The organism is Chitinophaga costaii (genome assembly GCF_900094705.1).
In the GTDB taxonomy this organism is placed as follows: Bacteria; Bacteroidota; Bacteroidia; order Chitinophagales; family Chitinophagaceae; genus Chitinophaga; species Chitinophaga costaii.
In genome coordinates this window covers 272267-297423 of sequence record NZ_FMAR01000005.1, presented here as the reverse complement: position 1 = coordinate 297423, position 25157 = coordinate 272267, and the positions used below count along the sequence as shown (strand labels likewise).

Here is a 25157-nt window from a genome sequence, read left to right as displayed (position 1 = left end):
GTATAGTTATTGATATGGAGCCTTACCGCCAACAAATTGAAGATTTACTGATTGACGAGCAACTGGGTACCATTAGTGAGCCGAACCGGCAACTTTTGGACAGCCTGTTGGCCGCCCACCCAGACGCGCAAGCAATCCGGGAGGAAGTGAAGGCAGCCTTCCAGGACGATCGGGGCCAGCATGCCCTTCACCTGCCGGAACAGCCCGTAGAAGGGGTGTTTGCCCATGGCCGGCAAAAGAAAATCCGTACCCGGATCAGGGTAATCTCCAGCATCGCTGCCGCAGCCGCCGTGCTGCTGTTGGTGTATTTCCGGTTTATGCCGTCCGGTAGCCTGCCCACCGCCCAACCCACAGCCCCCCTTGCCGCTATTAATAACAAACATATCCGCCTCACCCTGGCCAACGGCGAAACCGTAGACCTCTCTAACAGTGGCCCCCAGGTGCAGGTGAATAACGTAACAGTTCACAACCAGCAGCATACCCTCAGTTTCAGCGACGTACCGCCCTCCGCGCAATGGGCTACGCTGGTAGTACCCGTGGGAAAAGATTACAAGGTAAACCTCGCCGATGGTTCGGAAGTATGGCTCAATTCGGCCACCAGCATCCGCTTCCCCCTGCAATTTACCGGCAATACCCGCGAGGTGACGATTAACGGGGAAGCCTATGTGAAAGTAGCGCCCCATGCAGACAAGCCTTTTATCTTACACCTGCCCCACAGCACCGTACACGTGCTGGGTACGGAGTTCAATGTAAATACCTACGATTCTGGTCAAACCCGCCTGGCGCTGGTGAAAGGTGCCGTAAACGTGGCCCTGCCCCGGCAAACGGTGTCTGTAAAACCCGGCTTCCAGCTAGTAGCCTCTCCCGCCGCTGCCGCCGCCCAGGAACCGTTTGATCCAAAAGTAATTTTGGGCTGGCGCGAAGGCATTTACATTTACCAAAACGCGTCCTTGCAGGAACTGGGCCGCATCCTGAACCGCTGGTTCGGGGTAGATGTGGTGCTGGATAATGAGGAGGTGACGTCTATGCGGTTTAATGGCGTTATTCATCGGGATGATAAGATTGAGGAATACCTGAGTAACTTGGAGTATACCAATGGTCCTGCTTATTATATCAAGGATAAAGTGGTGCATTTTAAGTAGTGTATTTTTAAGGGAATGTTACGCATGCTTTTTACGGCAGTTGTCCTTCTTTGAAGCAGGCCGCCTTCGCACATAACCTCCGCTGCTATCTTTTAAGGTCCTAAAACCCGCTATGGTGGCTTCGCTGCATTATTCCCCCTTTGAAGGGCATGGGGATATCATCCGCACACATCATCCGCTGTTATCTTTTGTGATGGATTAAATAATCACGCTACGATAAAGCAGTAACCTGGAGTTACATAAAATGTTTTTCATTATTCTCCGCTAACATCTTTTGTGGTAATCCGGCTTGCGCCGGGATTTGCTCCGCTGCCGCGGGGGCCTTCTTTTTTGCTGGTGCAAAAAAGAAGCAAATGAGCGTAAGCGAATTCATAAGGCCCCGTAAAAAAATAAAAATGACCCGAATAAAAAAGCACCTGGCGGCTGCGGAAAATGGCTAAAATTTACTGCGCTTCGCTACGGCAAACGAAGCTTACTATTAAGCGGCGGAGATTTCTATTGGGCGATTGTGCGCTTGGGCTTCTGTCCTACGCTCGGCCCGTTTACCGCTTTACGCTCCACTGCGTAAATTTTTTAAACGCCATTTTCCTAAGGCCGCTAATGCTTTGCATACGATCATCTTTCCACTTGCTAAATGGAAAGTCTTCGTATACCATTCGCAGTAATCCTCCACTGCCATAAAACCCGCTATGGTGGCTCCGCTGCATTATTCCCCCTTTGAAGGGCATGGGGATATCATCCGCACTTATCATCGCTGTTATCTTTTGTGATGGATTAAATAATAACGCTACGACAAAGCAGTAACCTGGAGTTACATAAAATGTTTTTCATTATTCTCCGCTAACATCTTTTGTGGTAATCCGGCTTGCGCCGGGATTTGCTCCGCTGCCGCGGGGGCCTTCTTTTTTGCTGGTGCAAAAAAGAAGCAAAAAAGCACCTGGCGGCTGCGGAAAATGGCTAAAATTTACTGCGCTACGCTACGGCAAACGAAGCTTACTATTTAGCGTTGGATTTCTATTTGGCGATTGTGCGCTTGGGCTTTTGTACTACCCTCTGCCCGTATGCCGCTTAACGCTCCACTGCGTAAATTTTTTAACGCCATTTTCCTAAGGCCGCAAATGCTTTGCATACGATCTGCTTTCCTCTTGCTAACAATAAATGCTTTGCATACGATCTACTTTCCACTTGCTAAATGGAAAGTCTTCGTATACCATTCGCATCATTCCTCAAAGCTATAAAAACCGCTATGGTGGCTTCGCTGAATTTGTCCCCTTTTAAGGGGGATGACCTTCGCGTATATCATTCGTACACATCATCCGCTGTTATCTTTTGGGATGGATTAAATGCTAATTCTACGATAAAGTAGACAATCTTCAGTTAAGTAAAAAAGATACTCATTATCATATACTTTTTATGTTGGTCATTTTATCCTTATGAATTTTCTTACGCTCATGTGCTACGCTATACACGGTCAAAAAGATAAGTTTTCGCAGTATCGATATACATCAACTGGTGCATGCTGCATGTACATAAATGATGGTAGCGGATGATAAGTGCGGATGATATACGCGAAGGTTCCCTGTCCCTTCAAGGGGACAAATGTATCTGAGCCACCACAGAGAGTTATGGCATTTGAGGAATAATGAAAATGGTATGCGAAGACTTTCCATTTAGCAAGAGGAAAGATGATAGTATGCAAAAAATTTAGCGGCCTTAGGAAAATGGCGTTAAGAAATTTACGCAGTGGAGCGTAAGGCGGCAAACGGGCCGAGGGTAGGACAGAAGCCCAAGCGCACAATCGCCCAATAGAAATCTCGCCGCTTAATAGTAAGCTCGTTTGCCGTAGCGAAGCGCAGTAAATTTTAGCCATTTTCCGCCGCCGCAGGTGCTTTTTTGCTTCTTTTTTGCACCAGCAAAAAAGAAGGCCCCCGCGGCAGCGGAGCAAATCCCGGCGCGCGCCGGATTACCACAAAAGATGTTAGCAGAAGATATTGGGAAACCTTTTATATAACTCCAGGTTACTACTTTTGCACCAGCAAAATGAAAGCCCCCGCGGCAGCGGAGCAAATCCCGGCGCAAACCGGATTACCACAAAAGATGTTAGCAGAAGATATTGGGAAACCTTTTATATAACTCCAGGTCACTACTTTTGCACCAGCAAAAAAGAAAGCCCCCGCGGCAGCGGAGCAAATCCCATCGCGCGCCGGAAAAAACGCGTAAATGAATGTAAAACTTCCTTAAAACCAAGACAAGGATCAATGTAAAACCATTTCCCCATATTGTATGCAGCACATTTTTTGCAGCATCACCTGCAAAAAACATATGCTCACTGTAACCGCCCTCATACATGCCAAACGCGATACCGCCATGATAGACCAACTCCGCGACCTGTTGCAAACCCTCCTCACCGAAACCCGCAAGGAACCAGGTTGCCTCCAATATGAAATATTCCAAACCGAGCGCGATGAAGCCATGTTTATTGTACAGGAAAAATGGGCATCGGAAGAGGATTTTAACGCCCACTCCAGCCAGCTGCACTTTACGATGTTTGTGACCCTGGCCACCCCACTTTTTGCAGAGCAACTGGAGGTGTACCGCCTGCAGCCATTGGCATAAATGTTCGGGAAACGAGCAGGGCCTGCGATAATAGAAGCGGCAAAGCAGGAAGCAATTACCATAACACCTGCGGCTGGGCAATATTTAAGGATTGTTATTAATAAAATTCAGCGCCTGTTGTAAGATCACATCTTGCTGATGCTGCAGGTCGAAAATATGGATGCTTACCGGGATGGTAATGGGGATGCCTTGGCGTTGGATAGGCGTGCCATTGAGGGCATAACTGCCCTGGGCGGTGAAGGTTACCTGATGACTGTCTGCCAGGGGCAGTTGGGTAACCGGGCCCAGGGCGCCGGCGGTAGGAGTACCTACGATGGTGGCACGCCGGGTGCTTTGCAGCAGCATGGCGGCCCATTCGGCCAGGTCCTGGGTGTGCTCATTTACCAGCAGTATAATCTTGCCGGGGTAATGGGCAGCGTTACTCTTGATGCCGATGTAATGATTATCATCGCTGCCATGGCTGGCCAGTTGGTAGTGGAAGGTGCCAGGCAGGGGGAAGTAAGGGGCAGTTACGAAGGCATACGGCACCCGGTCCGTGAGCAGGTAGCGGGGTACTTCGTAGATCACGGTGGTATCGGTTACCGGCTCCCGTAGGTCAAAGATGATGGCCTTGGTTTTCATCATTGTTTGCAGGATGCTGTCGGTATTGCCGGGGTGCAACCTGGCAAAGTGGATGTAGCCAATGTTGTTGTCCAGCATACGGGCCGGGGGTACGGTGAGCAGGGTATCGGGCTGGGATTTGATCTTGTCGGGCCGTTTGCATTTTGCTTTAAACTTACGGCCTTCCAGGGTATAACATACCAGCGTCATATCTGGCTTGTCGCTATTCAGCAAAAGGGGCTGCATATCGCGCAGTCGGGCACCGGGGGAGGAAGCGGGCACATAGGGCCACAGGTATTGGATGCGGTCTGCCAGGCGAACGCCGTCTACCTCATCTATCACCACACCGGGTTTTATGTCTGTGCCTTTCAGGGCGCTGCTATCGGTAATGCGCATCACTACCGCTTTATTGTCGATGATATACACCGTAAAGGGGGCCGGGTAGCGGCCTGCTACGGCGTAAGCAGCATCGGGTAGTAGCTGGGTTTGGGAGTCGTTGGCGGCGGCCACCATCTGGGCCAGGGCGCGCTCGTAGGCGGCGGCATCGCGGGCGTTCAGGAAGGCCTCGGTGAGCGGCTCCAGTACGCGGGGCCAGGGGGTGCCAATCAGGTATTTATAGGGGTAATAATGCTGGATCACGTTCCAGTAGCGAAACAGCGACAGCAGCCGGTAAGCCGGGTCGGGGAAGGGCGATTGCGTATAGGCGGCCTCGTTAGCCGGGGCATATACGCTGTCTATCGCAGCACCGGTGCGCACGTAATGGTTTTGTAGGCGGGCGGGATGCCGGGCAATGTAGCGGAGTTGTATTTGCTGGGTATCGGTGAGGTTATGATCATCGCTAATCCAGGCCGTATCAAAATTGCGATACATGATGGCCATACTGTCGTATAGCCGGAGGGGTGGTGCCGGATCGGCGCCGGCCAGGTTCAGCAGGTGCTGGATCTCAGCGGTAATGACCGGTGTTTTCCGGGCATTGAGGATGCGGGGAATGGCATGCAGCAGCACGGTATCCCAATCGTATTGGCCGCCAGCCACAGCGGGATGGTAATACTTGAGCAGCCCCCAAACTTTGGCTTCGGTGGCAAGCTGGGAGGCAGCAGATTGTGCCTGCAGGCCACCGCACACCAAAAGGAGGGAGAGTAGCAGCGGTATTACTTTCATGTATTCGTCCTTTTTGGGGACGAAGATAACAAAATCGTGCCGGGGCTGGCAGACTTATACAATAGGGTGCTTAGGAAGCGTGATCCCCTGTTATGCTGACTGCGGGCAACAAGTGGAATGGTTGATATTAGTTAAGCGGTGCCGCTCTTCCGCGGATGAATTCCGCGCTTATCATCCGCACTTATCATTCTCTATCATCTTCTATGATAAATTAAATACTAACGCTACGATAAAGCTCACAACCGGTAACTTCTTTTTTGCTACTGTTTGCATTTGCAACAACAAAAGCCGGAAAGCATTTCCCGGCGCTTTCCGCATTCTTTCAAAAAAAGATATGAGCGGATGATTAGCGCGAAGGGCATCCCCCAGCCCCCTTCAAAGGGGGACAATTGCAGCGGAGCTACTATGGCAGGTTTGATGGTATTGAAGAAGATGAAAGTGATGTTATGCGAAGACTTTGCAGTTAGCAAGAGGAAAGCAGATAGTATGCAAAGATTTTAGCGGCCTTAGGAAAATGGCGTTAAAAAATTTACGCAGTGGAGCGTTAAGCGGCAAACGGGTCGAGGCTTGTAAAAAAGCCCAAACGCACAATCGCCAAATAGAAATCCAACGCTAAATAGTAAACTTCGTTTGCCGTAGCGAAGCGCAGTAAATTTTAGCCATTTTCCGCAGCCGCCAGGTGCTTTTTGTTTCTTTTTGCACCAGCAAAAAGAAAGCCCCCCGCGGCAGCGGAATGCCCCTCCCCGGTGCAAGCCGGATTACCACAAAAGATGTCAGCGATAAATAATGGAAACCCTTTTATATAACTCCAGTTTACTACTTTATCGTAGCGTTAATATTTAATCAATCACAAAAGACAGTAGCGATGATAAGCGCGAAGGTCGCCCCCTTCAAAGGGGGGACTAAATGCAGCGGAGCCTCCGTGACGGGTTCTGCGGAAAGAATATAATTAAATGTCAGGCAAGGTAGGCGGTGGATGTATCCTAAAATTGGCAGGGATATTATAGGGCTTAAAGCGCAGTAAGCCCTTTGTTTCAATACAATACAGTTGAAATTAATATATGTCGCATTAAACTGAACAATATTTCTCAAAATAATCCGTTAAAAAATTACTTTCCGCCATGGGCGTGGCTTTGCCCTATTTTTGCCGGCGTTCACATTAAATTAACAACCGGTAACCGCAGAATAAGGAAATTTAACCTTGTATAAGGGTGCTGAAGCCATGTGCTTTTTCCAAAACAATTGATCCAGCAAGGCGTTGAATGATAGCGCAGGGAAGGGGGGCCTGCCCCGGGAGCAACGCCGATTACCAAGGCACTGTATAGATTAGGTCATATTATTTGTTATCTGAAAAATACTGTCATGCGTTTTCAAATTGCCGATTCACCCGGTGCGCTGGAGCTATCAGCACTGCCCGTCCCGGAAAACTATCAGAAGTTTGTTTACAAATTTGCCGAGCCACAGTATATCGCGCATCCCCAGGTGGATATCATCCTGCAGGAAACGAAGGTTCATGATTTTGTTATTGCCAGTCATGTGATCGTAGTGAAAGAAGCGGTGATGCTGTTGTCTAAGGTTGCAAAAACAGACTGCATGCTGTTTTCTATGCTGAAAGGCGCGATAGAATGTAGCCTGCCGGGATTCCCGCAACCAGTATGGTTTATGCAAGGCCAGTACTTCCTGTTATGTGTGAACAAAGGTGCCTACCGCACTTATCTGGAACCCGGCATTTACCAGTCGTTTTACGTGACGGTACCGGCCTCCTTCCTCACGGAAATTACACCGGTGGAAGATCCCATTCTCAGCATTACCCGGCATGCCAACCAGTCTGCGGCCCTCACCGGCAACCTGTGGTACCCGCTGTACGAATCGATCGATGAGCTGCGGAACAATACCGCGCGTTCGGCGGTGCACGACCAGCGACTGGTGAATATCATAGAACAAATGTTGCTGCTGGTCATAGACCGCAAGCGGGGTTTTGGCCATAACGATTCCCGCTCTATCATCGACGAATCGGTGCTGGTGTCTGTGCAGCATTACATTAACTTTCACCTGCAGGAACCCCTAAACCTGCAAGCCCTGGCGCGCCGCTTTAACCTGCAACCCCTGGAATTGCAGGAAATGTTTTTGCGCCGGTCGCAGGCCACGATTGAAGAATTTGTCTTTGGTCACCGCATGGAGCTGGCCCGGCAACTGATGCTGCATTCGAAGATGCCGATTGGGGAGATTATGGAGGAAACCGGTTTTACCCGCCGGGCCGTGTTTTCCAAGGCTTATAAAGAGTGCTTCAAAGAATTTCCCATGGATTCGCGCCGGCCCTGGAAACGGGTGAACAGAAAGAAATAGTCAACAAGCCCGCCCAGGAAGCAGGATCATTTTTTAAATAACCATAAAAAAATGATACCTCTGCGTGTTACTTTTTTGCGTGTCCATTGTATTGTTATTTTGGAAGGCCGCCAAGGCCACAGGCTTTTACCCAATAGACACGTTAAAAGACAACTGCGTTTACCCGGTAAACGTGCTGACGCAACAACTACACCCCGGCAGCTCACCATGCGAAGCCGCAAATTCGGATGGTTTCTTTCAGAAAATAATGATTCCCCAAACGACCACAGGCAAGCCTTTATAACTTCCTGTGCTGTGTACCGTTGCCTCAAAAAATACAATCACTATCTTATAATACCGGCAATATAGCCGTGTCACCCCTGCTAACTTACTTGCACCCCGCTTGCAGATCCATTTGGCGGTGCCCTGGTGTGAGTAGGCATCGTGTCTTCGTTCCGGCTTTTTCTGGCCAGGACATCCTGGGGTGATGCGGTTATATTTTCCCGGAGGCTGCCGCGGTAGGTTATACGGAAACGCTTTTTAAATGGCAACATGCCTATCAACCCCATATGCGCTGCAGGCCCTGGCTTGCGGCCATATGGCATTAGGGAAATAACTCGTTTTGTATTTGCTGCATACACGTTATAAAAATAAAATGACACAACAAAATCACCGGCCCCGCTGGAGCCAACTGATACATTTGCTGCATCCCCGGCAGGCTAAGCCCAACCGGATAAATTTTACCACCCGCCTGGAAGCCCGGGACATCCCTGTACCCCTGCAATGCCTGGCGCCCCGGTTGGCCAAGACCCATTGCGTGGGCCTGCACCGCTCCATCCTGCTGCAAAGCAGCTACGACAACCAGGGCCTGCCCCTGGGCATGATGCAGGTATACAACAATGGCCTGCCACCCCAGGCCCCTAAAATGCTGGAAGACATTGTAGCCCTGGTATGCTGCCTGTACGGCGGGGCCAATTGTAATATCGTGGGGGAAGGACCTTTGCATTTCCGCCAGGGCCGCTATTATTTCACCCGCGTGAAGAACGACTACAATGAATGCCACTTCTTCCCAGGGCTGTCGGTGTATTATTATGTACTGCTGCCGCCCTGGCTGGTGGAGCAACTGCTGACCCGCGAGGCGTTCATGCACTCCGGCGTGTTGCAGGCGCTCTACCAGGCCACGCAGCGCAATAAAACCGTACTGATAGACATGCCCCACCAGGTGATCACGGAGCCAATGGCCCAGCTCCTGGCCCTGCTGCAACGCCTGCCCTTGCAGGATGAGGGGCAGGAACAGGTGATCTTCAATAAAACGGTGGCCCTGGTGGAAGAAGCCATTACCCAGGCCGGCAGGGGCAACGCCCACATCCCACCGGTAAGCCACGGGATGGACGAGCTGTTTACCGGCGCGGAAGCCGGCTACCGGGAGCAGTTGCGCCAGGAAGCCCTGATGGCCTGGTGCCCGGCCTGGGTGCTGGCCGGGTGGAGATACATGCGCAAATTGAAGGGAATGCATTGGTAGTGAGGCGACTATTTTCTAGCGGGTGTTTGCTGCTGGAAATAGTGATGCATTTGTTGAAAGTTTTTTTGAAAATGGATGTTACCTTTTTGCGCATCGATTGTAAAGTACTCGAAGGGTCGGGAATGCAAAATTACGGCACCTGCCTCCGGAACGTTTCCCCGGAGTGATGATAATACTGCTACATCCGGAAGATGAAGCAGTGTTTACTTTCTCTTTTGATTGTTAATACCAAGCTTGATTTCGTTTTTCACTATCCTATAAGATCCCGGGATATGGATCGGAGGTGTTTTTTGCTGGCATTATAAGGTTTTATGATGAACGTTTTTACTTGTCAGTAAGGACATACATTGATCCATATGCCGATCTTGGCCTTTCTAGGCCAGGATGATTTTTTAAAATAGATGCTCAGATTTTATTTTGTACGGGTTAGTGGAAGGAATGCTTAGATGAGTATGTTTTAGTCTTATTGATAAGCTCAATATTATTTACAGAGGAAAATTTATTTTTTCCTGTAAAAGGGAAGCACGTGGAGTAACTATTTTTTGTATGGCGGATTACAATTGATTTATCCATCATGGGTGACCGGGATGATACCCTAGTTTTTTTAGCGTAATCTTTATAAAGTCTTTTCTATATGTTAATACTAAACGCCGCCCTGGCGTTTATTCATCCTGGTGTGATGTGATGCCCTGAATTAAACCATCATTACTAACTAACATCTGATTGTCATGAAGCTTTCCTTCTGCTGTTTGCTGCGCGCGAACTGCCTTGTGCTGTGGCTACCCCTTACGTTGGCAGCATCTTTTTTGTGTGAAAATCTTCATGCGGCTGCTGCTACGGATACTACGAAGGATAAGCCGGCAGCAAGTGTTGTGGTGGCTGGGCCCCAGCAGGTAAAGCCCCTGCAGGTGGGTGACAAGGTGCCGGACATGACGTTCCAGATGATGAATTATCCCTCGCCTACCGCACGGCTTTCTGATTTTAAGGGAAAGCTGGTGATATTGGATTTTTGGGCTACTTGGTGTACTACGTGTATTGGACACTTTCCGGAGAATGAAAGATTGCAGAAAGAATTTGGAGATAAGATCCAGATATTGCTGGTGAATGCTTCCAATACAGGAGATAAGCAAGAAAAGATTGAAAGCTTTTTAGCCAAGCAGCGCTCGATACACGGTAAAAATCTTTCATTGCCGATCGTGGTAAGCGATACCATGGCCAATAACTATTTCCCTCATAAATTTATTCCCCACTATGCCTGGATTGGGGAAGACGGAAATGTAATGGCCATTACGGCACCGGGTGATGTGAACGATAAAAATATTCAAGCCGTACTGGTTGGAAAGGCGGTGGACATGTTCACCAAAGATGATAAAAAAATAGTAGATGATTTTAGCACTCCTTTCCTGGTAAAGGATGTGGGTTTAATCAACGATTTACAAACTTTTTCCATTTTTACCGGCAAGCTGAATATGGATTTGCCCGTGCAAATCAATAAAATGGACGCGGATGCCCGGCTTTGTATGGGTACAAGAATGTTTAATACCCCACTAATTTCCTATTTTTCTACTGCTTATCCTGAAATGAATCCTATTCCATATAATAGGCTAATTGTAAATGTTTCGGATAGTTTGTTGAACAGAGATTTAACAGACTTCCAGCAATCCCGTGTTTTTTGTTATGAATTTATTACCAAAAAGGGACAGCCGCTGGATGTGGTATTGCACAAATATTTGAGGGAGGATCTATCCAGGACCTTTCATTGCCACGGTTATGTAGAAAACCGGACGGTTACCTGTTATGTGATATCTGGTATAGCCGCAAAAATAGCCGCTGGAAAAAAGAAAGATCCGGATAGTACGGCTCCGGGGGAATTAATGTTGTCTGATTTTTTGAACAAGGTAAATTATAATTGGAAAACCCCCATTGTCAGTGATATAACGATGCCTGATCGTGCTATCAACAAAATAAGGGTGCCGGAAAAGGTGGATGATTTTGCGGCCCTAAAGCGAAACTTGAATCTTGCAGGCTATGATATTACAGCCGATAAAAGAAGCCTCCCTTATTTTGTTATTGCAGATAATTAACCCCCATCCCTATCAGTAGACTCTATTTTTTTTAACGTATTATAGAAATAGCTGTAATGAATGTAAGCAAGAATTATTTGAGATGCTTTCTATGGAACGCGTTTCAGACTGCCATCCTATTCTTTGCCTTGCCGCTGTATGCCTTGGCCGCTGATAACGCCGATCCCAGGGTTACAATTATCGCGAAGCATATCGCCTTGCGGGAGGTCATAAAAAAGATAGAACAACAATCCAACCTGCGCTTCCAGGTAAATGTTAGCGCAGGAGAGTTAAGTGACCCGGTGAATTGCAATTTCAGCAATGCCCCCTTGTCTATCGTCATGGATTCCATATTTGGCACTAGGGGATATACCTGGAAGTATCTGAAGGAGGTGATCTATCTCCGGAAAACGGTGCCGGTGGCGGATGCCTTCCCTTCCACCCATCTTTTAGGGAATGATACAACCGCTACAACACTGGCATTGCAGGTGGTAGACGAAAAGGGCAATCCCGTTCCTGCTGCCACTATTGCGGTGCCTGGAAAAAATAGGGGCACTATTACAGACTCTTATGGAAGGGCGGTAATAAGCAACCTGGCAATGGGAGAAACGATCTGGGTCACCAGCCTGGGGTTCGAAAAATTTAAAATAGCCTTCAACGGCCAGCAATTTTTAAGCGTGCGTTTAAGGATTGCGTCCAATGCATTGAACGAGGTAAAGGTAGTATCCAATGGGTTCCAGGATATACCCAAAGAACGTTCAACGGGTTCCTTTGAGAAAATTGATACCAAGTTATTAAACCAGCAGGTAGGCACTAATATCCTGGACCGGCTGAACGGGGTGGCCAGCGGGGTGCTGTTTGATCCCGTTCATGCCAGTGGGGCTCAGGCCAATATTATGGTGCGGGGGTTAAGTACCATCAATGCCTCCAGGGATCCGTTAATCGTGGTAGACAATTTCGTGTATGCAGGTGATATTAACTCCATTAATCCCAACGATGTACTGTCTATTACCATCTTAAAGGACGCCGCTGCGTCTTCTATCTGGGGAGCGCGTGCAGGCAACGGGGTGATTGTGATCACGACTAAAAAGGGGGAATATAATCATGGCTTAAAAGTAGAACTAAATTCCAATATCGCGATCGGCAACAAGCCAGATCTTTATTCTATACCGCAAATGGCTTCTTCCGATATGGTAGACGTGCAAACCATGCTTTTTAATAACGGGGTGTACGCGGGTCCGGAACAGAGTCGTTCCCGGCCGGTACTACCGCCTGCCGTAGAAATATTGATCGCCCAAAGGGATGGCAAAATTACCGCAGACCAGGCGAATGCGCAACTAGATGTGTTAAGGGGGCATGATGGACGGAGCGATTACAATAAATATGTATACCAACCTTCCGTTAACCAGCAATATGCGTTGAGTGTAAGTGGCGGAAACGAGCGTGCCAATTATTATGTATCAGGAGGATATGATCATGGCCTGAGTACTTTAAAAGCACTGTCTGACCGGGTAAGTTTCCGATCAGGGTATGGATTTAAGGTGTTTAAAAAGGTAGATGTAAAGTTGAATATGAATTATACTACCAGTCGTTCCCAAAATGGGGAAATTGGCTACTCTGCAAGTGACTATCCTTACAGAATGCTGAAAGACGCATCCGGCAAGGAATTGCCTGTTTACAAGTATAGGGCGCCCTATATTGATACAGTGGGAGGAGGGAAGTTATTGGACTGGAATTATTATCCCCTGGAAGACTGGAAACATTCTACTTCCACGCAAAAAAATAATGATTTGGTATTGGGTGCTTCGCTGAGCTATAAGATATGGCGGGGTTTGGGCGTAAGCCTTTCCTATCAGTATGAAAGCCAGCAGGGAATTTCAAGAAGCCTGGATGATGTACAGAGTTTCAGTACACGGGATTTAATTAACCGATTTACGCAAATAGATCTGGGAACTGGAGTTATAAAGTATATTGTACCAAGGGGAGGGGTATTATCCTCCAGCAATAGTAATCTGGTGGCACAAAATATCCGGGGGCAGCTCAACTATACCAATGAATGGAATCAGAATGCGGTATCTGCGATCGTGGGTGCTGAAATTTCTAATGCGCGCACGGGGGGGGACCAATCCCGTATTTATGGCTACACGGAAGATCCGCTTCAGTTCACCACCGTGGACATTCTAAATCCTTATCCCACTTTTATCAACGGAAGGTATAGTTATATTGCTTCCTACTTATCCAGTGTATCGCCCTATAATATCACCCGGTTTTTATCCTTTTATGGCAATGCTTCCTATACCTATCATGAAAAATATACAGTTTCTATCAGTGGGCGAAAGGATGCTTCCAATATTTTTGGCGTAAATACCAATAATAAGTGGAAGCCATTGTGGTCAGCGGGCCTGAGCTGGAACCTGGGCAAGGAAAACTTTTATCACTGGGATTTCCTACCGGTATTAAGGCCCCGGGTTACCTACGGTTTTAGCGGCAACGTAAACACTGGCCTGGTGGCCAAGACGGTGACTCAATATCAAACAGGGGCCTATTATACAAATCTTCCTTATGTAACGGTGTCTCAATTTGGCGACCCTTCTTTGCGGTGGGAGACGGTGGGGATGTTGAATATTGGGTTGGATTTTGAAATTAAACGTCAAATATTGTCTGGTAGTATGGAGTATTATAGAAAGAAGGCTACAGACCTGTATGGGCCTGACCAGATAGACGCTACTGCAGGTTTAATGAAATCAACGATCACCAGGAATGTAGCGAACATGCGGGCGAATGGGGTGGATGTTACGCTGAACAGCCAGAATATCAGGGGGGTGTTTTCCTGGACCACTCGTTATTTGTTTAACTTTTACACGGATAAAATTACGAAATATAACAACCCGGTATATGCCAGCAGCAATTATGTAGGCGGAGGCAGTGTTACACCTATTGTGGGAAGGCCCGTGTATGCGGTTACCTCTTATAAATCGGCCGGCTTGGATCCGCAGACAGGTGATCCGAGGGGTATTTTAAATGGGAAACCCAGTGAGGACTACCGGGCCATTGCAAACGATAGTTCGCTGAAAAGTATTGCTTTTAACGGTACGAGCCTGCCACGCTTTAATGGTAGCCTGAGTAATTCTTTCACTTATAAAGGGATTAGCCTGGATGTGAACTTAGTGTACAAGGCGGGCTACAAATTTATCAGGAGTTCCATTGATTATGATCAATTGTTTAACGGGGGTGCCGGGCATGCAGATTTTTCCAAACGATGGCAAAAACCAGGAGATGAGTTAAAAACCACCGTGCCCTCCATGGTGTATCCTAATACTGCTGTTGGTAGGGCAACGTTTTATAATGTATCCTCTGATTTACTGACAAGTGGTGCCTTTATCCGGCTTCAATATATTAATCTTAATTACGACCTGATGTACAGCCTGATCAGGAAAAGCAGTCTTTCCCAGCTACAGCTTTATTTCAATGCCAGCAATCTAGGCCTCGTTTGGAAGGCAAATAAACAACATATTGATCCCGATTTTCCATCCGGTATGCCAACACCTGCTTCTTTTGCATGTGGTGTAAGAGCTGCTTTTTAAAAGAAAACAATACGACGTATGAAAAAAAAATATATTGCTGCCGGAATACTGTTTGTATGGATTTTTACAGGATGTACTGATTTTTTGAACCAAAAAAGCAATGGTAGTCTGACGGTTCCTAACGCTATATCTGACGCACAAGGACTCTTGGATGATGTTCTAAACATTAACTTAAGAATGCCCTCTTTCGGAGAAGCTTCTGCGGATAACTATTACCTTACTACAACGATATTCGATAGTTTTTCGGGGTCAGATTATGTCAATCTTTATACTTGGGGGCCGGACCTCTTTTTTACTCACACTAGTAATGATGAGTGGACTTTGGTATATGGCGCGGTTGAAAAAGTAAATATAGCGCTGGAAACATTGGCCAAGAACAAGAGAACGGATAAAAATGCAAAAGAATTTGATAACGCCAGGGGGTGTGCCCTGTTTTTCAGGGGATTTATTTTCTGGAAAATTGCCTGTATTTGGGCAAAGGCATATAGTGAAGCAACAAAGGACCAGGATCTAGGCATTCCGCTGCGGCTATCTTCCGATTATAATATAGTGTCGGTTAGAGGAACGGTTTCGGATACGTATAGCCAGGTATTGAAGGATCTTACCGAAGCCGTCTCTTTATTGCCAGCACAGGGTTTATTTGTACAACGGCCCTCTAAGGCCGCTGCATATGGCGCCTTAGCGGAGGTGTATTTATCTATGCGTCAATATGAAAGAGCGGGTAAATATGCAGATTCCTGTTTGCAATTGTCTAACGGGTTGATAGACTATAATACGATCAGCATATCGGAATCTACGCCTTTTCCTGCTGATAATAAAGAAGTAATAATGTACCTAGTGAGTCTGGGTATTATAACTAATCCTTACTATATGAGTGTTGATAGTACACTTTACAGGTCTTATAAAACCGGGGATCTGAGAAAAGATATTTTTTTTCAGCGGACATCTGATACAACCTTCACATTTAAAGGGAGTTATGGCTTAGATGGGGCTGGGTTTTCGGGAATTGCTACGGACGAAATGTACCTGGTAAGAGCGGAATGTTATGCAAGGGATGGGAAAATAGATATGGCAATAGAAGATCTGAATACGTTACTCAGCAAACGTTTTACACCTAGTACATTTGTTCCGGTTGTAGCGGATAATGCTCAAATAGCCATTAATCTTGTACTTGCAGAAAGGAGAAAAGAACTTCCCTTCAGGGACCTCAGATGGATTGATATTAAAAGGTTAAATCTTGAAGGGGCTAATATAGCACTCAAACGAGTGGAACATGGTATATCTTATGATTTGCCTCCAAATGACAATAGATTTGCGCTTCCGCTGCCGTTTTCAGTGGTAAATATATCCGGTATGAAGCAAAATCCGAGATGACGGATTCCTAGACATCAACTTGCGATCAGTCTATCAATTATGATACAAATGGATATAATTTCAAAAGATTGATTCGTTTCCTGATAAATGAATATGGTTTCAGAATTTTTATATTTGTTTCAGAGGTTACATTTTAGTAACCTCTGAAACAAATTGAGTTTTAAAGGCTATAAATCCTTGCTATGTGAGGCGATTACGTTAGTGCCAGGGTCTCCTGCTCCGGAAGGGAAAGAGCCAGTATTAGCAGTGAAATGCGTAGCATCTGTAGCAATGGCCGGTATTTTCTCTGTTGGTTTGTTTGAAGCGGATACTATAGTGGTGGTTATGCCACAAGCTTGAACGCTACCGATACATGAACTAGGTGTTGAAACCAAAGTCCAGTTATTCACATTAGTTACAAGAGATGCACTTGTTACTGGGGTGGTGCCAATATATCTGTACAGGTAAACGGCACGGTGAGTCTTGGTGTTAGCTTTAGTAGCGGCAACACCGGCAATGGCTGCAGTTACGGCCAGTGCGGAATAGATCACTTTTTTCATTTTAGTTTGTTTTAAAAGTTAAAAAATAATTGATGATTTGCCATTGATCGGATGGCACGTGCTGTTAACTGATCAGGTCAACAGTTCGGTATTCGCGAATCTTTTTTGTACGTCAATTGTCCGTGTTAAAATTATTCAGCCAGGCTTATGTTAAAGTCGTTTAATGGTATGTCTTTTTTGTTTAACCTTTTTTCAGTGTAAATACCCCAAATGGAAATAATAAGAAAGGCCATGTTAAAAAAGATATGTTGTGTCCACGTTAAGTATTTAATAATTCCGCCACAAGAGCAGGGGAGATGCTTTCCAGAAGTTACGAGTGCCGTTAAATAGATTTCAAAAGCTACCAGCAGTAATCCGCTAAACCAAAACCCTAATTTTCTGTATTTAGGTATTATTAACAGTATGCAGATTAAAACTTCCCCTATTGGTAATGCCCATGTAAACCAACTGCTGTTGTCTGCCAGCAATTTCCAAGGGGATTCCCTCAATTGAGAGATGAATCGTGCATGTTCTACTAGCTTAGAAAGACCTGTATACAAGAATAAAAAAATTAATAATGCGGATAGGATATCGGATACTTTTTGGGTGAACATATGATTACTTATTTTCCGTTTTAATTTAATACATCTGTTAATTTTTATTTTATGACATATATTAATCTGTTGTGTATATGTTGCCAAATCTGCGTGGTAATGCCTAAGCTGGTTAAACTAAAACTGTAGAATATTTAGGAAAATGGTGTGTCTTTAATTGCTAATTGCTTTTGTAAAGATGCATTGATTTTTGAACTGTTAATGATCTTATTGGTTTACTATACTGATCATTATGAAATGCGATGAAATTGAGATCTTATATGATAATACTGTAACGTGTATAATGGGTAGTTATACAACACATTAAGTTCCCCAGTTTGGCTAAGTGATATAGATGCTCTTTTTACCTGAAAAAATGAAAATATATCTGTATTAGACAATGAAAAGGCTGGCCTTGTTTTTAACATTGGCTATGGCAACAACTGCAATAGCCATTACAATTGCTAGTGCCGGATAAGGTACCTTTTTCATTGTTGTCTGATTTAATGAAATGAATGATTTAAAATATGCCTCAACGCATTATTATTGTCCATGTCTTTTAGAAATTACCAATTTCTAAAGATCCTCACTATAGCTAGCAATTACGTTAGTGCCAGAAGCGCCTATTGTTCCTGATGGGAAGCTGCCAGTGTTAGCCGTATAGTAAAAGGCTCCTGTAAAGATAGGGGGTATTTTAGCTGATGGATGGTTTGATGTGGCAGAGGGTGGTATAGTGGTAGTTACACCGCATGGCTGAAGAGTGCCTGTGCACCACAAAGCAGTTGTTGTCACAGTCCAGTTAGTCACGTTAGTTACCTGAGATGCGGTTGTTACTGGACGACTTCCAATATACCTGTACAGATAAACGGAGCGGTGAGTATTGTTGTTAGCTTTGGAAGCGGCAATACCAGCAATGGCTGTGGTTACTGCCAGCGCGGAATAAAATACCTTTTTCATTTTTTTTGTTTTAATGAGTGGATGAATATCATAATGATTCCTTATCAGGAGATTTAGTACAATTAGGCTCCATGTTCAAAAAATTCAATCATTTACATACGAAGCACTATATACTTCTGTAATGCCTTTATCCCAGTCGGGTGATACGGTAAACCTGGGAGAAGGACCACTAATTGTTTGCAGGGCAGGTAATTTCCTGGTAGGTCTTTTACCGAAAGGCCAGGTGTTCGTGATCGTTGTGTTTACTTCGCAGGCCTGTATTACATCCACGCAATCCTCTGAAGGTGGCCCTGCCACGTAGGTCCAATTATTAACATTGGTCACCAAAGACGCCGCACTGACCGGGTAAGCCCCTATATATTTGTACACATAGCTAAGCCTGTTATGGGTGGTGGCGCGGGCGCTGTGGCCGGCATAAACGGCTAATGCTGCCGCCAGGGTGGAATAGATGCTTATTTTCATGGTTTTTGTTTTTATTGTTTAGAGGTAATGTGTAAGGATAAAAAAGGAATGAGATCGCAATTTCTACGCAGATCAAAATACCGGTTTCTAATTTTCTTACCTGGCATAACATGTAAAAGTTTGCTACTTGCATCTTATTACCCTACATGGAATCGTTGTGCTGATGGCCTCTATAAATTTCTTCTACTAATGTATAAATACTAACTGCAATGTTATTTCAGTAGTTAGGTGTTTCCGGGATACCGGGATAAACCCTTTTTGGTGGCCAGTTTAGCTTTTTAAAACCACCTTCCAACACTGCAGCTGCATTGCAGTACACCATGCTTACTTTATCCGTAAAATACTTTATGGAAGCCTACTTAACCCGCACCGGCAATCCTTTCCTGGATTTGCTACATACCCATGCGCTTGTTGCAGAACAGATAGATCCTTATTTTATAGTAGGCGATCTGCCCGCGCGTGGTTGGGTGTTACATATATCCGTTGTTACGGCGGATGCGTATGAATTGTTGGCTGCTGTATTGCCTTTCTTAAAAGAGGCCGGTGTTGCATTTGCGATGCCTGTGGAACCCCTGCAAGTGATGAATATGTGTTCTGGCCTGTATGGCAATGCCAATATTGGTAAAGTGATCAGCATATACCCGGTGGAGGATGCACAGGCATTGGCCCTGGCGGAGCAACTGGTGGCCATGACCAAAGGAGTGGGCGGGCCACGGGTGCCTACAGGCATCTACCTGGGTGGAACAGTCTATGCATCAACGGAGCGGTTAGTCGCAGCAGATGCATCCAATCCGGTTAAGGACACCGGCCATCCGTCGTTATTGCCGGATGGCGTAACCTGGCCCTTTGCAAGCCTTGCTTCGCCCATCCGCCCAAAACGGCCCCGTAAATTAAAAGGGAAATATGTAGCCTTCGATGTGCTGAAACAAGATCCGAAAGGCAGTGTGATCAAAGCAATCCGCCGGAGGCATGTGTTAGACTTCAAGTGGGTGATTGTAAAAATGGGCAATAAACACATGTGTTCCGATTCGGCCAAGCAGGATATACGCACCCGGCTGCGTTGGCAACAAACGATAGCCGGCAGGGTAGGGAAACACATGCACACGCCGGCCGTATATGAGTATTTTGAAATAGACGACGACGGTTACCTGGTGATGGAATACATTAAAGGAACACCCTTGCGGCAGTTTGTGCTGGATTTTTATAAACGGAACATCTGGTTGCAGCTTCCCACCCCGGTGCATACCTCCCTGATCGATAAATTGATAGAAATCGTAGGCATAGCCCGCGCACTGCATGCGCTGGGATTGGTGCACCGGGACCTGACCACCATGAATTTTATGATGAAGAAAGGGCAGTTATACCTGCTGGACATGGAACTGGTGTATTCTTTGACAGACAACTATCCCATGCCGGTATTTGGTGTAGGCAGCAAAGGTTATATGTCGCCGGAGCAGGAAGCCCGGGCAGTACCCACCGTGAAAGAAGATATTTTCGCGATAGGCGGCATCATGCAGAAGTTCTTTACCGGCCTGGATTCTTATCGCCTCTGGACGCCTGATAAAGTGGCCTTGCAACAGCGCATGTACTTCTTCCTGCAGGATGAGGAGATGGCTGCCCTGGTGGCTGCCTGCCTGCAGGTAGATCCGCTGCAAAGGCCCACCCTCGACACGATAGAAGCAGGGTTGCAACAGTTTAAAACCCGCCTGCTGCAAAAAACATACAGTAATCCTGGCAGCAAAGCAGATGTGTCCACGATCCGTACTACCATTCAGGCTGCCATCACCGGGTTAAGTGGGGTACTCACTAACAACGGCTATTGGGCCTCCAAGAGCCAGGAGCAGGCCGTACTGAACCCGAATGAGCAAAGCGACTACCTGCTGTATGGAGGCCTGCATCATGGGGCGATGGGCGTTCTTTATTTGCTATCCAGGGTACAGGAAATGGGATTCGATATCAGCCCCTGCAAAGAAGTAATGCAAACAAGTTGGGCCCTCATCTCGGAACACTACCTGCAGCAGGCAGACCGGCAGGCACCCGGCCTGGGCGATGGCATGGCAGGCATTGCGGTGGCCCTCCTCGTTACGGCCAAAGCAGGATTGTTGCCCCCTGGATGGGATGCCCCGGCACTAATGCTGGCCTGCTTTCAAACCGTAGCGGCGGGGCTGGAATTGATGAAAGGGCTGTCTGGCCTGGGCCTGGGGGTGGCCTTGCTCGCACCCGCGCAACCCAAATTGCTGGTGCTTATACCCGAAATACTAGGCCCTATTCTTAACCAGCAAACCACAGCAGGTAACTGGCTTTTTCCCAACGCCGTTGCGGGAGATAGGCCCATGAGTTACCCAGGCCTTATGAATGGCAATGCAGGCATCACTTATTTCCTCTTGCTATATTGGGAAGCCACCCATGATGCAGCTGTGGAGCTACCCATCCGCAACGCCCTGCGTTACCAAAGGAATGATTTTAAGATGAAGCAGGGAAAGTTAATAAGCCATGAAGATCCCCCGCTCACGCTTTTTTATGGCATCAGCGGCGTGGCACTCACCTTCATCAAAGCCTTCGAAATTTTTAAAGACCCGGCAGATCGTAAAATGGCAGAAGACCTGCTGGGCTTTATGCCAGAGAAAGTTTTAGTGGATAACCTCACCACCTCCTACGGCATCACCGGCATCGGAGAAGTGTACCTGGAGGCTTACCGGATATTCGGCGATGAGCAGTGGTTGAACCGGGCAGATTACATTGCCCAGGCCCTCTTGCACATGACCAAAACCAGCGACGATGGCGGCAAGTACTGGCTTACCGACCCAAGCCTGGAACAATACCCCGTACCAGACCTGATGATTGGCAATGCCGGCATTGTACACTTTTTGTTGCGCTACCTGGAACCCGCAAAATATGGCTTCCCGATGTTGAGTATTTGATGAACAAAAAAAAATGGCGGTGCTTTTCACACCGCCATTTTCCTTTCATCACTCGGCAAATGATGAAAATACTTCTTATACTCCCGTGTAAAATTAGTAGGCTCCTCATACCCCACCTTAAACGCAATAAGCCCAATGGGCAGGTTCGTGGTGCGCAGCAACTCCCTCGCCTTCTCCATCCTTTTCCGGATCAGGTACTCCGAAAAATTCTCTCCTGTCAGCGCCTTAAACTGTTGTTTGATGCAGGACTCACTCAGCGCATAACCTTTCGCAATACGCGATAAAGTAAGCAGTTCATCCAAATGGGTATCAATATAAGCCTTGATCGTGGCCATCAGTTGTTGGGTGCGGGGCACTGGCTTATCCGGCTGGTACAGCGATTCCAGCACAATAGTGAGCAGTTGCAGTATCCGGCCCTGCAACCGGATCTGGGCCAGCACTCCTTTGTGGGGACACTGGCGGATGGCTTCAATTTCCTGGTAGATCTCCGGTAACAAAATACCGGCATCCGGCAGTACCGGCGAGCTTTCTACCTGCAAGGCTTTTTCCAGGAGGGTTTGCAACGCCGTGGCGGCAGGGGCTATTTTTTCCAACAGGTGCTGGGAAAGGTCTATGTGAAAAGACACATAACGTCCTGGCTTCACAAAAATGCGGTGGGGGGCGGGGGTGATCTCGAAGAAATTAAACTGTCCCTGTACCAGTTCCACGGGCATATCCGGTGCCAGCACGCAAGCCAGGTTGCCCTGCAGCATACAGTGCAAGGTAGCAATAGGCTCCACCACCACCGGATGCAGCACGGCATCCAGCTTCCCGATAATCGTATGCGAAGCAATGGTACATCCTTCGATCACAATTTGCTGGTCGATGATGTCCACGCCGGGAGAGCGCGTGCAGGTAGCTTTCGCAAATGGGTATAGCAATGACTGGTAATGTTTGGGCACATCGGGCGTGACATGGATCAACTTTGCCGGCACGTCCAGGATTTCAAATGTCATCATGGTTAACGGGTCTCTCGTGATGGTAAAATATGGAACGTTGTTATCTCCTGCTAATTTATTGTGCATCACTGCAATACCGCCACATCCTGCAATTTTTACCAACAATTTGGGAAATACTTTTTATACCGCGGTGGCTTGTTTTATTTGGGAGCAAACCTATTGTATGCCGGAGCAGGCAGGCCATGAAAAAGCCCGTGGGGGATAGTCCACGGGCAATGTAGGCGTACGAATGCGAAAATCAAAAAACTACAGCGCCACCTCCTTCGCCGAAATCGTGGCTGGCACCACGGCGGGTGCGCTGGGGGTGTACTCTGGCTCTATATCCTCCGGTGCCATATCCAGTATCCACCCGCTTTGCCGCATCCAGGCAAACAGGTTCTTCGTCCACTGTTCCGTAGGGATGGTACCGGCAAATGCATGGCCTACATTATCCAGTCCTTCTATGTGGGCATCCACCCCATGCATTTTCAGTTGATTGTAAAACACGATACTGTTGCGCGGCGATACGATCGAATCGTTCTTCGCATAGATCAGGTAAGTAGGCGGTGTTTGATCCGTAACATGGAGTTCATTGGAAAACTGCGCCTCTAGCGCCGCCGTGGGCGCGGTGCCCAGCAGTCGCTCCCGCGTGGCGGCGGGTGCCAATGGGTCTTTCATACTGATCACCGGGCATACCAGGATCATAAAATCTGGTCGCACGCTGTTGTTGTTCATGCGGGGTACGTACGCAGTATCGAACTGGGTGCCGGCCATGGCGGCCAGGTGTCCACCCGCGGAGAAGCCCATCACCCCAATGCGGTCTGGGTCCACCAGCAGGTCTTTGGCAGCCGAACGGGCCAGTTGAATGGCTTGCTGTGCATCCTGGATGGGGCCAATGCTGGGGTCTTTCATCGTAGTGCTGTCGGGCAGGCGATACCGCACAATAAACGCCGTAACATTCTGTTTCACCAGCTCCATGCCAATGGCCTTGCCTTCGCGTTCATACTCCTCATAGTTATACCCATCGCCGGGAAAAATAATCACCGCGCTGGTGCGCAGTTTGTGTTGTTTGGGGGTGAGGATAAGCAGGTATGGTTTGGACACCTGCCTAACCTGGGCGTAGTTATTACTCCAGGTCTCGTCCGTAAAATGCCCGGTAGAATTAGGGATGCCGGCTTCATACAGGGGCGTGTCAAAACCTTGTGCGTGGAGGTGCAGGGATGTGCATAGCAGTAACAGCCATGCACCGGATTGGAGTTGCATGAAAATAGGGTTTTAGAAAATGAAGATACGTAAAATAGCCAGCGCTCCCTACAGCGCCACTTCCTTGGCCGGTGTAGTAGCCGGTACCTGGGGTGGGGTGGGGGCTGCATCCGGCTCTAAGTCTTCCGGTGCCATGTCCAGTATCCACCCGCTTTGCCGCATCCAGGCAAACAGGTTCTTCATCCACTGCTCCGCGGGTATCCTCCCGGCAAACCCATGCCCGCCGTGTTCCAGCGCTTCGATGTGGGCATCTACCCCATGCATTTTTAATTGCTGGTAAAACACCGTACTGTTGCGCGGCGATACCATGTCATCGTCCTTCGCATAAATGAGATAGGTGGGCGGCGTTTTATCCGTAACATGCAATTCGTTGGAGAACTGCGCCTCCAGCGCCTCCGAAGGCGAGGCCCCCAGCAATCTTTTCCGCGAATCGGCATGTGCCAGCGGGTCTTTCATACTGATCACAGGGTATACCAGTATCATAAAATCGGGGCGCACGCTGCTGCCATCCAGGCGGGGGGCATACACCGAATCGAACTGGGTACCGGCCATGGCAGCCAGGTGTCCGCCGGCAGAGAAGCCCATCACCCCAATGCGGTCTGGGTCCAGCAGCAGGTTTTTGGCCTCCGCGCGTACCAGTTGCACTGCCTGTTGGGCGTCCTGTATGGGGCCAATGGCGGGGTTTAGCATCGTAGCGCTATCCGGCAGGCGGTAGCGCACAATAAAGGCTGTTACGTTTTGCTTTACCAGTTCCATCCCAATGGCTTTGCCCTCGCGTTCAAACACCTCGCTGCTATAACCGCCGCCCGGGAAAATAATCACGGCGCTGGTGAGCATCTTGTGTTGTTTCGGCGAGAGGATCAGCATGTAGGGTTTGGATACCATCCTTACTTCGCTGTAATCTTTGGTCCAGGAATCTGCTGTATAATGGCCGGTAGCATTAGGGATGCCGGTGGTGTACAGCGGGGTGTCAAAAATTTGTGCATGGATTTTCAGGGATGTGCAAAGCATGAACAGCAATGCACAGGTTTTAGGATACATTGTGTCGTGGTTTGTTCGGGGATGAAGATACGGCAAAA

General features: G+C 47.6%; 15 protein-coding genes. 8 read left to right on the top strand and 7 right to left on the bottom strand.

Going from position 1 to position 25157, the window contains the following annotated elements; all coding sequences use genetic code 11:
* The first annotated feature begins 14 nt into the window (after positions 1-14).
* Together GA0116948_RS09905 and GA0116948_RS09890 are read left to right on the top strand one after the other, a co-directional pair.
* Positions 15-1142, top strand: a complete 1128-nt coding sequence (locus GA0116948_RS09905; protein WP_089711606.1) for a FecR family protein — start codon at positions 15-17, stop codon at positions 1140-1142.
* Between the two features lie 2283 nt (positions 1143-3425).
* Positions 3426-3758: a putative quinol monooxygenase gene (locus tag GA0116948_RS09890; RefSeq protein ID WP_089711600.1), complete on the top strand. Its 333-nt coding sequence runs from the start codon at positions 3426-3428 to the stop codon at positions 3756-3758.
* Positions 3759-3842: 84 nt separating this feature from the next.
* Here the strand turns inward: GA0116948_RS09890 and GA0116948_RS09885 are convergent, their stop codons facing one another.
* On the bottom strand, positions 3843-5519 hold the full coding sequence (locus tag GA0116948_RS09885; RefSeq protein ID WP_089711598.1) for a S41 family peptidase: 1677 nt from the start codon (positions 5517-5519) through the stop codon (positions 3843-3845).
* 1362 nt (positions 5520-6881) lie between these two features.
* Between GA0116948_RS09885 and GA0116948_RS09875 the strand changes: the two genes are divergently transcribed.
* The 5 genes from GA0116948_RS09875 to GA0116948_RS09845 all read left to right on the top strand — a co-directional run bounded on the left by GA0116948_RS09875 (position 6882) and on the right by GA0116948_RS09845 (position 16387).
* On the top strand, positions 6882-7865 hold the full coding sequence (locus GA0116948_RS09875; RefSeq protein WP_089711594.1) for a helix-turn-helix domain-containing protein: 984 nt from the start codon (positions 6882-6884) through the stop codon (positions 7863-7865).
* Between the two features lie 634 nt (positions 7866-8499).
* The gene (locus GA0116948_RS09860) at positions 8500-9366 is read left to right on the top strand and encodes a hypothetical protein (protein WP_089711588.1); all 867 of its coding nucleotides are present in this window, start codon (positions 8500-8502) and stop codon (positions 9364-9366) included.
* A gap of 728 nt (positions 9367-10094) precedes the next feature.
* Positions 10095-11450, top strand: a complete 1356-nt coding sequence (locus tag GA0116948_RS09855; RefSeq protein WP_089711586.1) for a TlpA family protein disulfide reductase — start codon at positions 10095-10097, stop codon at positions 11448-11450.
* Positions 11451-11527: 77 nt separating this feature from the next.
* Positions 11528-15013 (top strand): SusC/RagA family TonB-linked outer membrane protein, encoded by a 3486-nt coding sequence (locus GA0116948_RS09850; RefSeq protein WP_165798427.1) that lies wholly within the window; start codon positions 11528-11530, stop codon positions 15011-15013.
* Between the two features lie 18 nt (positions 15014-15031).
* Entirely contained in the window at positions 15032-16387 is a 1356-nt protein-coding gene (locus GA0116948_RS09845; RefSeq protein ID WP_089711581.1) for a RagB/SusD family nutrient uptake outer membrane protein, read from the top strand.
* 167 nt (positions 16388-16554) lie between these two features.
* On the opposite strand, the gene GA0116948_RS09840 is transcribed toward GA0116948_RS09845, so the two are convergent.
* From GA0116948_RS09840 to GA0116948_RS09835, 3 genes are all read right to left on the bottom strand, one after another.
* Positions 16555-16926: a hypothetical protein gene (locus GA0116948_RS09840; protein ID WP_089711579.1), complete on the bottom strand. Its 372-nt coding sequence runs from the start codon at positions 16924-16926 to the stop codon at positions 16555-16557.
* A 131-nt stretch (positions 16927-17057) separates the two neighbouring features.
* A complete protein-coding gene (locus GA0116948_RS21050) occupies positions 17058-17519 on the bottom strand; it encodes a MauE/DoxX family redox-associated membrane protein (RefSeq protein WP_108675038.1) in 462 nt (153 codons plus the stop codon).
* A gap of 1020 nt (positions 17520-18539) precedes the next feature.
* A complete protein-coding gene (locus GA0116948_RS09835) occupies positions 18540-18917 on the bottom strand; it encodes a hypothetical protein (RefSeq protein ID WP_089711577.1) in 378 nt (125 codons plus the stop codon).
* 347 nt (positions 18918-19264) lie between these two features.
* Here GA0116948_RS09835 and GA0116948_RS09830 point away from each other — a divergent pair, with 347 nt between their 5' ends.
* Positions 19265-21838 carry a lanthionine synthetase LanC family protein gene (locus tag GA0116948_RS09830; RefSeq protein WP_165798426.1) on the top strand — a complete coding sequence of 858 codons (2574 nt, stop codon included), beginning with the start codon at positions 19265-19267 and terminating at the stop codon, positions 21836-21838.
* Between the two features lie 26 nt (positions 21839-21864).
* On the opposite strand, the gene GA0116948_RS09825 is transcribed toward GA0116948_RS09830, so the two are convergent.
* From GA0116948_RS09825 to GA0116948_RS09815, 3 genes are all read right to left on the bottom strand, one after another.
* On the bottom strand, positions 21865-22836 hold the full coding sequence (locus GA0116948_RS09825) for a helix-turn-helix transcriptional regulator (protein WP_165798425.1): 972 nt from the start codon (positions 22834-22836) through the stop codon (positions 21865-21867).
* A 246-nt stretch (positions 22837-23082) separates the two neighbouring features.
* Positions 23083-24078, bottom strand: a complete 996-nt coding sequence (locus GA0116948_RS09820; protein WP_089711571.1) for an alpha/beta hydrolase — start codon at positions 24076-24078, stop codon at positions 23083-23085.
* Positions 24079-24126: 48 nt separating this feature from the next.
* On the bottom strand, positions 24127-25089 hold the full coding sequence (locus GA0116948_RS09815; RefSeq protein WP_165798424.1) for an alpha/beta hydrolase: 963 nt from the start codon (positions 25087-25089) through the stop codon (positions 24127-24129).
* Positions 25090-25157: the final 68 nt, after the last annotated feature.